Consider the following 16,013-nt stretch of genomic DNA (forward strand, 5'->3'; position numbering starts at 1 on the left):
TGTATTTCTCTAGTAAATTTCCAGACCATAATTTGAGTTGAGGTTATAATCGGATTGGAAAGATTCTATGACCGTTTGGCTATTTGAAGCACTATCATTCTTTTGAATCAGTTTGCTTACGGTCACCACATTAATCATCAAGACAACAGTTAATATTGGGATGGCAAAAGAAGGTTTTAACACCCAATTAAGTTTCGGGTTTGTTACCAATTCGTTTTCCATTCGGGCTTTTAATCTGGTATAGAAAAAATCTGGCATTTCCGCTTTCTGTATCTGATTGACAATGCCAAGCGTTTTTTCTATTTCTTGGTTCTTGTTAGTTTCCATATTCTTCTTCGTAAAATTTCTCCAATAATTTCTTTAAGTTTTGTTTGGCTCTAAAGAGCAATGATTCCACAGACGATTTTGTTAGCTTCATAACTTCGCAAATTTCTTGATAACTTAATCCTTCTAAATGATGTAAGGTATAGGCTATTCGTTGACTGTCAGGAAGTTTGTTAATAGCCTCAAACAACTTGCTTGCTCTTTCTTTGTCTTCCAATTGTACGCCAGGATGAATGAAATTTACAGACTGATGTTGAATCTGTTCATCCACACCAAATATACTTTTAACAAATGCGAATCGTTTTTGAGTTTTGTTCTTCCTCAAGAACTCTAGCGATTTGTTAGAAGCAATTCTATAAATCCATGTGCTCAATTTAGAGTCACCCCTAAATTTTTGCACAGATTGGTATACCTCTATGAACACTTCTTGGCATATATCTTCAGCCTCTAAGGTGTTTTGCGTAATAGATACCACGGTGTTGAAAACACGGTCTTGGTATAATTCTACAATACTCCGAAAAGCGGATTCTTGCCCGTCTTTGAGCTGAAGTATAAGATCCTTTTCGTTCAAAAAAAGTTTTATTTAAGCTTAATTTAATAAAGATATGGCTGTTAATGATGACTTATTCTCCACGAATGAATTCACATTTAATAAGTGACACTTTGCTAAATTAATTGCTGTTTTATATTTAGATGTTGGTTACTTAAAAAACTTGCGGTGTAGTTTGAAATTAATCAATAAAAGTTTCGTAGAAAGTGGTTATCTATTTTTTGGTGATGCTAAAATCTGTGTTTCATATTTTAAATGATGTTCCATCCACTAAGCTACACCTTTTAAATGGACTCTTTCATCTTCTCCATTATGTGTGTTTTGCGAAATGGAATTATTAAACGCAATGTCTAGTTTACCATCTTTAAAATTACAAATAAGCGTATCTCCATGTATGGCTTCCACAAATTTTCTAGTAATCTGTATTGTGTCATCATTTAACCATGTGGCGGAAGCAGCTATTAAAGAAGGCACATGAATTCTATTCTTAATTGGGAAGTTATTGAGAGCATAGGCATCATTGGTTATCCAATTTTCTATACCAAACATTAATTTATTCTCTCCTTCTTCCGTATCAAAAATAATTTGGCCTTGGTCTTCTGCTATATCAAATTGGATAGACTTTATGCCATAACTATTTTCAGAAGCTTTGAAAACCTGCTCATTTATTTTGGAAGCATTAGGTGAGGTATTTTGGTTTTTAGGTACAGCAATCTCTAACTTTTGGCATAAATCCTTTAACGCCTTTTCTGCTTTAGCATTTTCGGGAAGAGCTTCTTCTTGCACTGCAGGAAGTACATTATCCCAGATTACCTGCATAGATTTCCCCATATCCCAAGATTCCGAAGTCACGGCTATAGTCATGTCATATTGTGGAATCACGATACAGTATTGGCCATAGGCTCCGTCTCCTCTATAGAAACCGGGCTCTGGTTTGCATCTCCAAAACTGATAACCATAACCTTGAGACCAATCTCCGTCACCTTGCTGAGATGCTGTTTGCTTTTTTGTCGCTTCAGCCACCCATGCTTCGGAAAGGATTTCTTCGCCCTTCCAAGTACCATTTTGAAGATAAAACTGACCTAGTTTTGCAATATCTTCGGTTTTAACTCTTAGTCCATAACCCGCAGTGTTGAGTCCTTCTGGTGAAGTTTCCCAGTCGTAACCTGTTATTTCTAGCTTGTCAAAGAACCTTGGTTTAAGGTATTCCGATAGAGTTTGTCCCGTTTTGGCATGAATGATAGCTCCTAAAACATAAGTGGCACCGGTATTATAAAAGAAATGAGTGCCAGGCTCGTGAGTTAAAGGCTGAGCCAGGAAAGACGCCACCCACGTTTTCTGCCCTTCATTGGCTCTCATACTTTCCATAGTTTCGGTATCATGACCAGAGTTCATGGTAAGGAGGTGTTTAACTTTTAGGCTTTTCAGTTTATCGTCAATTACAGCGGGAAGTTGGTCGGGGAAAAAGGAAAGGATTTGGTCTTCTACGCTTATAATTCCTTCTTTTACAGCAAGCCCAATAGCGGTACTGGTAAAGGCTTTACTGAGAGAATAAAGGGTGTGCTTATATTCCTCTTTGAATGGTTTCCAGTGGCCTTCGGCCAAAACGTTGCCATGTCTTAAGATCTTAAAACTATGCCATTCAAGACCTGATTTTTTTGTGGCATTTATAAAGTTGATCAATGACTCAGAAGAAATACCTTGAGATTCAGGGCTCGTTCTAGGAAAGCTGAAAGTGTCTAAAATACTAGTATTTTTAGTAGACTGGCATTGGCTTAGTATAGTGGGTAGAGCGGCTAAACCTAGTAGGCTCATAGAACCTTTACCAAGAAATTCTCTTCTTGTTGTCATTATTATGGGTTGAAAAATGAATAGGAGATAAACCTCCTATTTCACATGATAGGCAACTACTTTATTGCCAAAGAATGTAGGTACTACCAGTAGCTTTTTATCAGCAATGTAATCTATGTCTGCTGCTCCAATTCCTTCGGCTGAAGTATCCTTTAGTAGAGTCTTTTTCCAGTTTTTATCAAGATAATAGATGTGTCCGCTCCAGCAAGAAATGAAATAACCATCACCTATGGCTTCAATGCCATCTGCTTTTGGCATTCCATCAGCAAGTACACTTAATTCTGAACCGCTCTGAGCAAATATTTTTCCAGAGTTAAAACCTGCTAATAAATTTCGGCCAGATTCGTGAAAAATGCCATTAAGACGGCCTAAAGTAGTATCTGCATAAACCACTTTAGTTTCACCAGATGAGATTTGAAAGACTGTGTTTAAATCAGAATCGGTTAAAAGAATGTCGCCCGCTGGGGTAGATGCGGCATCGTTTAGGTATTTAGCCCCTTCTACTATTTCTATGGTGGTTTCTCCTGTATTTACATCTACAGAAACCAATTTGTTAAGATCCGTGGCATAAAGTGTAGACCCTACTAAGGCTAGACCTTTTGGGTCGTCTAAGTTTTTAATCCAGTGGTTGTCTATGATTGTTCCATCTGGACCAATCTTGGCGATGTAGCCATCTCCATCAAAATCGGCACCTCTTCCTACACCTATGCAGCTGACATAATAGACATCATTTGCGGCATCATAAATAACAGATTCCGGTGTAATTAGGGTAGTGTCAGTTTCCCAAGCAAGGCTTAGGGTAGGAGGGGTTGATGCAGTATTTTCGTTTTTTTCTTCCGTCTCTTTAGGTTGATTAGAGCAGCTAAACATGAAGGCACAAGGAAGTAAGGCGAGTAAAAGGGTTGATTTCATCAAGTAATATTTATTTATACCCTAAAATAAGAAAAATTAGAATTGATGATGGCTTGACTCGAGCAAAATATTGGACAAAAGAGAATTCTGAAGGTAAAGCATATGAATTCAACTATTTATTTTGGACAACCTTTACTTGAATAATCGGGAGTCGAACTCAAAGGGTTGTATTTCAATAACTTTTACTTTATCAAAATCGGGATGGAAAGGATTAATAAGATAATTGAAGTCACCAGCTACACATGCAGAAGGTGTTTTCATGAGGAGGTAATTACCTTTTTTTAAAAAGCTATCGCCAAGTCTTTGAGTGAAATCTCCATGAGGAAGTATATCCCACTTGTCAGGAAGAACTTCGTTTGGTATCTGGTAGATGGCTAAGTCGTCGGGTATATAAACTTTGATTAAGAAATAATCCATAGGCAAGCTATGCAGCGGAGTTCTAACCGCAATTTCTACGGTGCAAAGTGCTATGGAAGACGAGGTGTAAAGGACTTGGATGCCTTTGCTGTTCCATCTACCACCAAATAGTCTTGCCCCTGTACCAGAAATATCATCCTTATAAGGCCCGGAAGCTAAACGATAGACTATCATGCCAGCACACCATGAGCTATGCGGCCTATTTCATCTTTAACCATGTTAATACCAAAAGAGGTAACTAAGAGCTCTTTGGGCGTACGGCCACCTAGAGCGAGGTTTTTATTAATTAGCCATTGATTAAAGGTGTTTTCATTACCGAAAATACTTAAACCAAAATCATAAAGATGCCCTAAGAGTATTATTCTATCCGTTTGGAGTGGGTCAAATTTTTTGTTTTGCTCGCGGTATCTTATGATAGTACGCTCTGAAATATGAAGGAAATTTGACCAGTCTTTTTGAGTGAAACTCTGGCTTACTGGTAAGTTGGCAACATATGCATAACCATAACCCGCCATAGCTTCTTCCGCAATGTTTAGGCTATTATTATCATCAGGCACATTATATTTTTTATCTTCTACCATCCTATTTTCCTTTATTCAAATGTCGTATTTTTTTTGACACTTGTCAAGTTTTCTGGCCAAAAAGAGAGGAAACACGTTGTGCTCCCTCTCTTAAATCAATGAAATGATGCTTAGATAGCTTCCAAAATACGCTCCATGGCCACTTCTTTGCCTATTCTTTCTTTTAATTCTGAAATTGGCACACGCTCTTGCTCCATAGAGTCTCTATGTCTAATGGTAACGCAGTTGTCGTCTTTTGTTTCATAATCAACCGCAATACAAAATGGCGTGCCTATTAAATCTTGACGAGTATATCTCTTTCCAATAGCTCCGCTATCATCATATACGGTTCTAAAAGAAGATTTTAAAGAATTCGCTATTTCTTCTGCAATTTCTGCTAGCCCATCTTTTTTCACTAAAGGCAAAACCGCTGCTTTTACTGGAGCAAGAGCAGGATGAAGTTTTAGGTAAAGTCTTTCCTTCTGCTTGTCGCCTTCTCCTACCATTTCTTTTGTGAAAGCATTACAGAAAGTAGCTAAGAAAAGTCTATCTGCACCCACAGAGGTCTCTACCACATAAGGAATGTAGTTTCCGTAGGGCTTATTAGTTTCAGGGTCAATATTCGGGTCAAAGTACTGCTGCTTTTTCTTAGAAAGGGCTTGATGATTACTCAAATCAAAGTCCGTTCTAGAGTGGATACCTTCTATCTCACGGAAACCAAATGGGAACTTATATTCAATATCCACAGCGGCATTGGCATAGTGAGCCAGTTTATCGTGGTCATGGAATTTTAGACTATCTGCTGGTAGTCCTATGGCTTTGTGGAAACTCAAACGTGTTTCTTTCCATTGTTTATACCATTCCATTTCTGTGCCAGGGCGAACGAAGAATTGCATCTCCATTTGTTCAAACTCACGCATTCTGAAAATGAATTGACGAGCTACAATCTCATTTCTAAAAGCCTTACCAATCTGAGAAATACCAAAAGGTACTTTCATACGGCCGCTTTTCTGAACATTTAAGAAATTGACAAAAATACCCTGAGCAGTTTCTGGACGAAGATAAATAGTGCTAGAATCATCAGCCACAGAACCAATTTGTGTAGAAAACATCAAGTTAAACTGACGAACTTCAGTCCAGTTTAAGGTTCCTGAAACAGGGCAGACAATGTTCTCAGAAATAATCAATTCTCTTACGGCCTCATGATCCTCATCACCTAAAAGTTTACCCATTTTGGCTAAAAGGGCATTGGCTTCGTCTTCTTTGCCAGCATTTGATAATAATTCGGCTTTACCTTCTAAAAGTTGGTCGGCACGGTATCTTTTCTTGCTGTCTTTATTGTCAATCATAGGGTCGTTAAAACCATCAATATGACCAGAAGCTTTCCAAGTTAATGGATGCATGAAAATAGCCGCATCTACCCCAACAATATTGTCGTGAAGCTGCGTCATGGCTTTCCACCATACCGTTTTCAAATTATTTTTTAATTCTACACCGTTTTGTCCATAATCATAAACAGCCTGAAGACCGTCATAAATTTCTGAAGATGGAAATACAAAACCGTATTCTTTTGCGTGAGCAATGATATCCTGAAGCGTTGTGGCTGGTGCCGACATGATTGTATCCTTTTTTGTTCTAAGAAAATCTGAATATAGGGTTATTTAATAGGAAGATTTAAACTGAATTTTCTTCATAAAGCATTAAATCCCTCAAATGCATCGCAAAACTAAGGAAATGCTCTTAAATTTCGATTAATTGATGAAGACTAATAATAGACAAAGCGTATGCAAATGCAAAATATCCCTTTGGTAAGTGTTAAATGGCTGGCAGGACAGCAGGAAGATTCTAAAGTAATTGTGGTAGAATCTAAGATGAAGCCAGTGAATGCTTCCGATGACTGGGAGTCTGGTTTTAAAATCCCGAATGCTGTAATGATGGATATCAATGCTGACTTTAGCATCTTAGATACTGATTTACCACACATGATGCCTTCTGATGAATATTTTACAGTAGCCGCTCAAAATATTGGTATCAATAAAGACTCCATCATTGTGGTTTATGACCAAGTGGGTACTTATGGAAGTGCTAGAGCTTGGTGGATGTTTAGAGCCATGGGGCACGAGCATGTTTACGTCTTAAGTGGAGGGTATCCAGCGTGGAAAGAAGCAGGTTTTGAAACGGTGAAAGCCGAATGGCCAAAAGTGGAGAAGGGAGACTTTGAGGCTAAAGCCAATAAAAGCCTGTTTTATAAAGCAGAAGATGTCTTGTCAATTATTGATAATAAGACATTCCAAATAATGGATGCAAGGTCACAGGGACGATTTGACGGAACGGCTCCTGAACCAAGAGCCGGTTTAAGAGGAGGTCATATACCTAATTCAGTTTGTTTGCCATTTCCTTCGGTTCAAAATGACATTTACATGAAATCTGAAGAGGAGTTGAAAGTAATCTTTGATAACTATCAATTAGAAAATAAAAATCTGGTAATGACTTGCGGCTCTGGTGTAACGGCTTCAGTTATTGCCCTAGCAGCCGAAATAGCAGGCTATAAAAACGCCGCTGTTTATGACGGAAGCTGGGCAGAGTGGGGGATGCCAGGGGAATTGCCGGTGCATACTTCTTGATATTTTTTATCGCTTAACAAACTTCAAAGATTGGCTTTTAAGACCTTCTTGGTATTTGATGATATAGGTTCCAGAAGGTATTTGGCTAATGTCTATCACTTGTTCCTCGAGATTACTTTCCCAAGTTTTCATCTCCAAACCTGAGGTATTGAAAATTTGATATTCAAGGTTTTCTTCAGGCTCATGTCCAAGGTCAAACTTTAGTTGTTCTCCGCTTGGGTTAGGGAAAAGAGTAACCGATGATTCCATCTCATTTGCTAATGGAATCAGCGTAAGATTTAAGCTAACAGTAGAGTCACAGCCAGACTGATTTGTTAAAGTATAGGTGGCGGTGTTATTACTTTCATAGTAGGTGTTACCATCTATCCATTGGTATTCGCCTGTGGCGTTTACGGTATCTATCCAGTTATCGCTTTTACCCATTGTTAGATAAAGCATCGTTCTCGGGTCACAGTTTAGCGTAGGACTGGTGGAATAGCTTTCATGTACTGGAGGGTAGACATCCTCAAAGTTATTGGATGTATATGTTTTGCCATTTAACCAAGTTGTTGAGTCGCAAGCGTTGATTTTATCTGCTGTGTATGGTAAATGTGAACCATCATTAAGATAAATAGTGATTGAAGGTTTGCCAGATAAGTCAATTCCAGTAATTATAATATCAGTGTTTCCATCTGCATTGTAATCGGCTGTTTGAATTTCTGCTTGCTTATAATTTTTAAAAGATGGACAAGTGGTTTCTTTCATTAAAACGTTATCAATGTTGACTAACATCTTTGAAGAATATTGATATCTCTGCTTTGGTCTGATGTATCTATTGGTAGAAGTTGTATAAGATAAACCTAAAAAATCTTCCGTTTCATCATTGTTTAAATCAGCTGTTAAAGTTGCAATTGAGTGTCCTGTATATAAATTCTCAAATGCTTTTTTTATAAAATGCCCGTCAATATTTTCGAAATTCGTATACTCGACATGGCTAGAATTTCCTCCAGCATAGGTAAGTATGGAAATGATATCATCATCACCATCCTTATCAGTGTCAATTAAATGATACTTGGGATTAGAAGTAAGGTAACCGGTATGTAATGAGGATTTTAAATTTGAAGAGGAATAACCTAAGCCATTCGGATTAGTAAAAGTGTTTATATAATGCTCATAAAAACCTGCAACTTGTTCAAATTTCCCATTTTTAATGAGCATGTCCGGGTATTTGTCTCCATCAATATTTCCAAATTGTATGTCCTCCAGGTTATCATTAAATATTTCACTTTGATTCTGCCAATCAAAAGCACCATCTTGGTTATTGAATAGAACATATAAAAACGCACTGTCATTAGAAATGCCAGTAAGTGCTAAGTCCATCCAACCATCTTGGTTAATATCTACGGCTTCCAATTGATTAATTTTTTCAGATTGAAAATCAGCCTTATTACTTGACGCAAATGTGCCTTCATTGTTTTTTAAGAAAAGCTGAAATTGTCCAAGACCTAAAGAGTCAAAACCAACGAAAACCAAATCTTCAAAACCGTCATTATTAAGGTCTTTAGATAGCATTATGGTATTGTCAAGAGAAGGGAAGGGGTGGTTTGTTTCCCGAACCAAACTTCCGGTGCCATCTAAATTCAGATATAATCTAGTTTCTGGTTTACCAGTTTCATTAACTCCTGCTATTAGTATGTCAGGGAATGCGTCAGCATTAAAATTTAATGAAGTGTTTTTTATTTGCGTTAAATCTCCAAAGAAGCTTTTAGATAGAGTTTTAAAGCTTTCATTTTTTTTATTCAAGTAGAAGGTTAAAAAATCTTCATTTGAAGAGATAACATGATTTCTACCATACGTTAAAACATCCCTGAAACCGTCATTGTCAAAATCAAAACATTTGATCAAACCTCCCAAATCCTCAAAAGTGACTAGCGTGTCTTTTACATAGCCTTGTCCTTTATTATTGAGGAAAAGCTCCGTTCTTGGTACAAAGAAGTAGCCAGAACCAAAACCTAAATTCTGTTTTCCTGACATTATAATGTCGTCATAACCATCTTCATTGAAATCTATGAATTCAAAATTTGCACTATAGTTTTCAAAAGGGGAAGTGCCAATGATTGTAAAGTTTCCAAGCCCATCGTTTTTAAATACTTTAGTCTTGGTATAGTAAAACCCTACTTCTACCATTGACATAACTAAGTCAAGATCCCCATCTAAGTCAATGTCGTTTAGAGCAAGTTGGCGAGCTCCTCCTGTCATTGATTCGATTGATGTGAATGAAAAATCATCACCATCTTTTTTTGAGAATGTTTTATTCCCATTGTTTAAGTATACGCTAGTGCCAAATCCTTCGTCAATGTAATAATAAGGCGTTCCACTAATAATAAAATCCATATCTGAATCTCCATCTAAATCTGCAAATACGGCCTTTGCACTATAGTATCCATCAATGTTTGAGCTCTCGATTATGGCGAAATTACTCTTATTTTGGTTTTCGAATAAAAAACTATGGCCTCTGAATGCTGTTGAATAAAACCCATTTCCAGAATCATCACGTAATTCTCTCATGCTCCCAGTAAGCAGTAAATCGTAGTCACTATCTCCATCAAAATCGCCAAGGTCAATGTTATAATTTTCCATTGCAGGAGCAGCTAGTTTAAACTTTCGGTCTGTAAAGTTTCCTTTTCCATCACTAGTTAAAGTGTGGTAATAAAATATTTGTGTCGTATCAGAATCATCTTCTAGTACTACAAAGAAAATATCGTCGTCTCCGTCAAAATCTAAATCTTTGATTTTAAAATTAACCGAGGCGGTATAAATAACATCTTGTTCTAAATCCAGTGAGAAGTTTCCCTGGCCGTCATTTTTGTAAATCCCAATAATGTTTTGACTGACATTGGAAGAAGAATTGTAACTACCAGAAACTGCTAGGTCAATATCGCCATCGCCATCAAAATCAGAATATTCTATCGTCTTGATATTACTAGTCCTATCAAGGTCCGTTTTAGGCGTTATGTCCGTAAACTTTTGAGCGAAAACAGGAGAAGATAAAAATGAAATAAATATAAGTAGAGATAAAAGTTGTTTCATATCGTCAATATTGATGTATGTATTGCGAAAAATATAGTTGAGTTTTAGCCTTATAAGGCTTTGCTAAGATAGTCTTGTGCTCTTCTAAACCAAAGCTCCCTCGCTACAATTTTTGCAAATTTCTACCTCAGATCGAGAAGATATTAAGGCCTTGCGGAAATTGGTGTAGGCAGGCGAATTCCATACTTCTTTGAAGGTGTTATCTTGTAAGGTACCCATCGGGTGCTCGGCATCTTTGTCAAAACAGCAAGGTACCAAGGCTCCATCCCAAGTGATCACACAGCTGTGCCACATTTTCCAACAGTGGTCTAGTAGCTTGTTTTTGATGCTGAAAGTACCATCCTCATTGTCTTTGTATCTGGAGTATTTATCAATGGTCGGAATCAGTTCATTGCCGTTTTCATACTCATATATTTGAGCGGTTTTGAGTCTTACTTCATCTACACCTAGTTCGTCCGCTAGTTTGTAAACATCGGCTATCTGATGTTCATTTGGCTTGACTACCAAAAACTGAAAAATAACATGAGGCGTTTTGGATTTTAATCGCTTTTTAGCAGCAATTAAGTTTTTAGTGCCTTCCAAAACTTTTTCCAATTTACCACCTACACGGTATTGCTGATAGGTTTCTTGGGTGGTTCCATCTATAGAAACTATAATTCTGTCAATGCCCGAATTCACTGTTTTCTCTGCCACAGTTGGTGTAAGATAATGTGCGTTTGTGGAGGTGGCGGTATAGATTTTTCTGTCAGACGCAAATTTGACCATTTCAAGAAAATCTGGATGCAAATAGGGTTCTCCTTGAAAATAGAATGTAAGGTAAATTAAAGTATCTTTTAGTTCTTCAATAGCCTTCTCGTAAAGTTCCTTTTGAAGCATGCCTGTAGGTCTGGTGAAAGACCGCAGGCCACTAGGGCATTCTGGGCAGCGAAGGTTACAACTGGTGGTAGGCTCAAAACCGATGGCCAATGGCAAACCAATGATATTTGGCTTCTTAGTGATTTTAGAAATGCCATAACTGCCTAAGATGCCAATGGCATTCCAAAACCTTTTAGGGCTTAGTTTGCTTGCAAAATTTAGGCGGTCTTTGATATTCATTAATCTAAAGGAATTTGGGAATAGATGTTTTTTAATCTTTCTTCTTTCTCTGCTGCAACAACCTCTTTTAAAGCTTGCTTTGATTCATTTAAATCTAAAAGGAGCATTAATGCTTGAGCCGCAGAAAACCTACCATACCAAGTAGCCTGATGAATGGCAATATCTTTTAAGAAAGGAATACTTTTAAGCTGGGTTTCATTATCTGTACTGACGATGTAAGAACCAAAAATGCCCATGGTTTGGTATAGTTCGGCACCATCCAGCAGACCTAGTTTTTCTACAAACCATTGAAAATCCTCTGCTTTGGCTTGCGACGCCTTATAATTGGCTACTGCAGAGAAAATATTGACATCATCTATGTTTTGTAGTTCTGAAGTGAGCTTGTCAGCGTCTGGCGGCTGATTTATTAAAATAGCCTCCAAAGCGGCAGCTCTAACCGTATAGGAAGTGTCCGCCAGAGCCTTTCTGAAGAGTAAATCATTTTGCGGATTTAGGAAGTTTTTCATGGCTAAAATAGCCGCTGCTCTTACCTGAGATTTTCCGTCCGTACTGATTAAAGATTGTAAAGATTTCTCCACCTTTAAGAAATCCTCGCCATCATAATTAAAGAATTTATGAGTAGCCAGTTCTCTTATTTTCCAGAACTCATCGTTTAGAGCCCTCAGCGTAAGATTCCTTTTGTCTTTATCATACATCTGACTCACCGCCAGCTCGTTTTCTGTTTCTTCTTCTGCGGTAATTTGGTCAAATGCTCTAAGTCTTGCAATCATTGATTTTGATTTCTCAAATTGAGCATAAAGTTCCTTTTCAGATTGCTCTTGATTTATTTCAGCTAAGACATAAGAGTTTGGGTCTATGATGACGTAAGATGGTTTTTTATCCAAATGAATAGTGAAACTTCCTACCTCTTTTTCAACTAGAAGCTCCCTAATCACAGGACCATTTTCTGTTCCAATTTCTATGGATAGCGGTAATTTATAAATGAGGTTATTGACTGAGTCTAAGACTTGTTCAATTTCTATCTTTAGCTTTCCTTTTTCAAAACTATGTTTTACGTCTAACCTTGGATGCCCAGGTTTAAGAAACCATTGGTCAAAGAACCAGTTAAGGTCTTTACCTGTGATTTCCTCTAAGGCCATTCTCAAGTTACCTATTTCGGCATTTTTTAGTTTGTTCTCTTCCAGATAAAGTTTTAAACCCAGAAAAAAGGCTTCGTCTCCCACCTCGTTTCTAAGCATATGAAGAATTCTCCCACCTTTTGAGTAAGAGTGGCTGTCAAACATATCTTCTTTATCGGCATATCCATATCTTATAACAGGTTCTTGCTTGGTTTCGGCTTCGTTGAGGTATTGATTTAAAGCAATGTAGTTTACCCAGTCGCCTTCGTCTTTACCATATTTCTTAGCAGCCCATAAGTATTCAGAATAATCTGCAAATGCCTCGTTTAAAGGTAAATTTGCCCATGATTCGGCGGTGACAAAATCACCAAACCAATGATGGAAAAGTTCATGTGCTATAACGCCGTCATCATTATTATCTACTATCTGATTACTATTTTTCTGGATTCCACTGCCGTGTGTTGTGGCTGTGGTATTTTCCATAGCTCCACTTATATAGTCTCTAACGGCTATTTGAGCATACTTTTTCCATGGATAGGGTGTCTGAAGCAGTGCTTCAAAATACTTTATCATTTCTGGTGTTCTGCCAAAAATTTGATAAGCATTTTCTTTGTATTTGGGTTCTACGTAGTAGCTTATCTCAAAGTTGGTAAAAGTAGTATCCACTACTTTACTAAATTCACCAGCCACTATACTAGTAAGATAAACAGCATGAGGAATATCTTGAACCCACGTGTCCGTTTTGGTGCCGTTATCGTTTTTCTTAGTCTCTTTTAATAAACCATTAGATAAGGTCTCAAAATGCTGAGGAACGGTTAATGAAATCTCTTGTGTGTGTTTTTGATTTGGAGCGTCCAGTGTCGGAAACCAGCAAGAATTATATTCTGTTTCTCCCTCACTCCATATTTGCTGTGGTTTGCTTTTAGCAGGGTTAACAAAATACAAACCTTTAAATTCTAAATCTTTAAATTGTGGAATTTCGTTAAGCTCGTCTGGCTTAGCTATATAGTTAATATATACTTCTATGGTTTCTTTAGCATGATATGGTCTACCTAAAGGGATTCGGAGTTTCGCCAAGTCGTACTTATATACTACAGTACTGCCGTTTACTTTTACGGTTTTGATTTCAAAGCCTTTAGCATCTAAAACCAATTCTTCCTGAGCATAAAACCATGGCTTTAATGTGAGTGTGGCCTCACCAAGCAAATGGTTTGTTTTCCAGTCGGGCGTTACATTAAGTTTGGTATGAATTAAGTCAAAATATTTAGTTTCTGAGGATTGGTAAACATTTTGGGCTAAAGCAGTTTGTGCTACAGAAAATAGTAAAAAGATAAATCCCCAAATTCTCATCATTGCATTTTTATTTCTTTAAATCATTGAAATATTGCTCCTTTTCTAAGGTTAGCGTGTATCCGTAACCATTGTTCTCGCTAAGCATTCCTACTTTGTATTCCCTTTTGAAAACAAAATCGTCAAGGCTCGCGTAGCCACCTTTTATTTGTAAGGTTAGTACCAAAGTAACAGGATTGTAAGCCCATCTACTTTCATCCACATCCATATCTAAAAAATTAACGCCAGCACATGCAAAAACGTCTTCACTGCTTTGATAGTCGTAGTCTAGCCTACCATTTGGTAAAAACTTCCAGATCATGGTATTGAGGTCCACTTTCTTTTTTTCGTAATTGACAAAAACCAGCTGATCACTACTAATGTCAGCGGTTTTTAAAATCCAATTTTGCGAGTCGTCCAAAAGTTGTAGATACTGAGCAGAAACCGATTGGCAGAATAACATTAAGCCAAGCAAGAAGATTTTTTTCATTTTTATGTAGTAGTAGATAGTGATTCGTTCATAAACTTAACGGCTTTTTTTGCTGGAAAGTACGAAGCTAAAAATGCGATTAAAGTTATTCCGATAATAGATATAATGACGTCAGATGTTTTCAATAAAATAGGGTAGGCATCAACAATGGCATATTCCATACCCATTTTTAGCCAACCAAAATGCATTTGGCTCCAGCAAATACCTACACCAATTAACAGACCTATGCTGCCACCTGATAATGAAATAATGCCGCCTTCTGAAAGAAAGATTCTTTTGACAAGAGATTCGCTAGCACCCAAGGCAGAAAGTGTTTTGATGTCTTCTTTCTTATCCAGAACCAACATGGTTAAGGCAAAGAAAATATTAAAACTCGCAATGCCTATAATGAATAAAAGAGCGATGAAAATAAAGAGTTTTTCAATTTTAATGGCTCTGTAAAGGCTGGCGTTTTGTTCGTCGCGATCTTTCACTTCAAAATCATTACCAAGAATTTCTTTTACAGATGATTTAATTCTTTGAAGATCTTTGTCGTCAGAAACTTGAATCTCGTAGCTGGTTCTTTTACCCTTCATTTCGGTCAACTGTTCCATTAGATCGAGCGGAATGTAAACGAGGTTGTCAAATTGTTGCTCCAAAACAAAAGCCCCAGAAATTGGTAAAGTTATTTTGTTAATGTTATTCTCGGGATCCAGTACATTTAGTTTTTGGTTTTTGGGATACCATAACTGTAATTGCCTGAGGTAATTAAAACTTTGTAAATTAAGTGTGCTAAAAACGCCACCACCTACAAATGCATAATTTTCTTCTTCATACTTAAGAAGAAGTTCTCCATCAATCAGGCTTTCCTTTAATTGAGAATGGTTTTGAAAGGTACTGTCTACCCCTTTAACCTGAACGATAATCTGGTCTTCTTCTCTTTTGGCTAAGGCGTTGTCTTCAATAACCTGAATAACATTTTTTACGTTTTCGATTTCGGTAATTTTCTTGAAAACTACTGGGTCAAAATCAAATGTCTTTCGATGAGCAGATTCAATTTTTATGTCTGGGTCGCTGCTTTTGAAAATGGTTCTGTTAAGTTCTTCCAAACCATTAAAAACAGACAAAACAATAATCAATGAAGCTGTGCCAACGCAAACGCCTAACATTGAAATCAAAGAAATGAAATGAATAAACCCTCTTTTCTTTCTAGAGAAAAAATATTTTTTCGCAATGTGAAAAGAGAGATTCATGAAATAGTCTTAGTTGGGATAGAGGTCTTCGTCTATTTCTGTTTCTTCAGACGGGATGTCTAAAGTAGAAAAAAGCTCATCCATTTTCTGGGCATATGCGGCAGTTTCATCAATATAAAACTGAAAGTTAGGTACTATTCTGAATTGGTTTCTTACCCTTTCTCCGAACAAACCTCTTATTTTTTTACCGTTGTCTTTTATTTTTTCAAGAAGCTCCTCCTTGTTTTCTACCATCAAGAAGCTTAAATGAATTCTGGCGATAGCCAAATCCGGCGTTGTCTGTACATCTGTAATAGTCACAAATGCAGAGCCAATGACATCTTTTAGGTCTTTTTGGAATATTTCACCTAAGTCTTTTTGGATTTGACGGGCAATTTGTTTCTGTCTCTTATTTTCCATGAATGTGAAGTGTAAAATGCACTATTCTAATTCTTTGCAAATA

The 16,013-nt window shown here is 37.2% G+C and carries 14 protein-coding genes; 1 reads left to right on the forward strand and 13 read right to left on the reverse strand.

Annotated features, from left to right (window positions below):
- Positions 1-9: 9 nt before the first annotated feature.
- From ACTBZY_RS02520 to ACTBZY_RS02550, 7 genes are all read right to left on the reverse strand, one after another.
- The gene (locus ACTBZY_RS02520; protein ID WP_463044752.1) at positions 10-327 is read right to left on the reverse strand and encodes a hypothetical protein; all 318 of its coding nucleotides are present in this window, start codon (positions 325-327) and stop codon (positions 10-12) included.
- Complete coding sequence (locus ACTBZY_RS02525; protein ID WP_463044753.1) at positions 317-895, reverse strand: RNA polymerase sigma factor; 579 nt, start codon at positions 893-895, stop codon at positions 317-319. The genes ACTBZY_RS02520 and ACTBZY_RS02525 overlap by 11 nt, the downstream gene beginning before the upstream one ends.
- 249 nt (positions 896-1,144) lie before the next feature.
- Positions 1,145-2,725 (reverse strand): serine hydrolase domain-containing protein, encoded by a 1,581-nt coding sequence (locus tag ACTBZY_RS02530; RefSeq protein ID WP_463044754.1) that lies wholly within the window; start codon positions 2,723-2,725, stop codon positions 1,145-1,147.
- Positions 2,726-2,761: 36 nt separating this feature from the next.
- Positions 2,762-3,637 (reverse strand): SMP-30/gluconolactonase/LRE family protein, encoded by an 876-nt coding sequence (locus tag ACTBZY_RS02535; RefSeq protein WP_463044755.1) that lies wholly within the window; start codon positions 3,635-3,637, stop codon positions 2,762-2,764.
- Between the two features lie 132 nt (positions 3,638-3,769).
- The gene (locus tag ACTBZY_RS02540) at positions 3,770-4,228 is read right to left on the reverse strand and encodes an RES family NAD+ phosphorylase (protein WP_463044756.1); all 459 of its coding nucleotides are present in this window, start codon (positions 4,226-4,228) and stop codon (positions 3,770-3,772) included.
- Positions 4,225-4,635 (reverse strand): type II RES/Xre toxin-antitoxin system antitoxin, encoded by a 411-nt coding sequence (gene parS / locus ACTBZY_RS02545; protein WP_463044757.1) that lies wholly within the window; start codon positions 4,633-4,635, stop codon positions 4,225-4,227. Before parS ends, ACTBZY_RS02540 begins: the two co-directional genes overlap by 4 nt.
- Positions 4,636-4,745: 110 nt before the next feature.
- Entirely contained in the window at positions 4,746-6,230 is a 1,485-nt protein-coding gene (locus tag ACTBZY_RS02550) for a glycine--tRNA ligase (protein WP_463044758.1), read from the reverse strand.
- Positions 6,231-6,404: 174 nt separating this feature from the next.
- On the opposite strand from ACTBZY_RS02550, the gene ACTBZY_RS02555 reads away from it, so the two are divergent.
- Complete coding sequence (locus ACTBZY_RS02555) at positions 6,405-7,238, forward strand: sulfurtransferase (protein WP_463044759.1); 834 nt, start codon at positions 6,405-6,407, stop codon at positions 7,236-7,238.
- Between the two features lie 6 nt (positions 7,239-7,244).
- Here ACTBZY_RS02555 and ACTBZY_RS02560 read toward each other — a convergent pair whose 3' ends face one another.
- From ACTBZY_RS02560 to ACTBZY_RS02585, 6 genes are all read right to left on the reverse strand, one after another.
- The gene (locus ACTBZY_RS02560; protein ID WP_463044760.1) at positions 7,245-10,307 is read right to left on the reverse strand and encodes a T9SS type A sorting domain-containing protein; all 3,063 of its coding nucleotides are present in this window, start codon (positions 10,305-10,307) and stop codon (positions 7,245-7,247) included.
- 84 nt (positions 10,308-10,391) lie between these two features.
- Positions 10,392-11,402, reverse strand: coding sequence for an SPASM domain-containing protein (locus ACTBZY_RS02565; protein WP_463044761.1), 1,011 nt, complete (start codon positions 11,400-11,402; stop codon positions 10,392-10,394).
- Complete coding sequence (locus tag ACTBZY_RS02570) at positions 11,402-13,873, reverse strand: M1 family metallopeptidase (RefSeq protein WP_463044762.1); 2,472 nt, start codon at positions 13,871-13,873, stop codon at positions 11,402-11,404. The genes ACTBZY_RS02565 and ACTBZY_RS02570 overlap by 1 nt, the downstream gene beginning before the upstream one ends.
- Before the next feature lie 7 nt (positions 13,874-13,880).
- Entirely contained in the window at positions 13,881-14,339 is a 459-nt protein-coding gene (locus tag ACTBZY_RS02575) for a hypothetical protein (protein ID WP_463044763.1), read from the reverse strand.
- 2 nt (positions 14,340-14,341) lie between these two features.
- Positions 14,342-15,571 (reverse strand): FtsX-like permease family protein, encoded by a 1,230-nt coding sequence (locus ACTBZY_RS02580; RefSeq protein WP_463044764.1) that lies wholly within the window; start codon positions 15,569-15,571, stop codon positions 14,342-14,344.
- Positions 15,572-15,580: 9 nt separating this feature from the next.
- On the reverse strand, positions 15,581-15,970 hold the full coding sequence (locus tag ACTBZY_RS02585; protein ID WP_463044765.1) for a ribosome-binding factor A: 390 nt from the start codon (positions 15,968-15,970) through the stop codon (positions 15,581-15,583).
- Positions 15,971-16,013: the final 43 nt, after the last annotated feature.

It is taken from the genome of Arcticibacterium sp., from assembly GCF_055134445.1.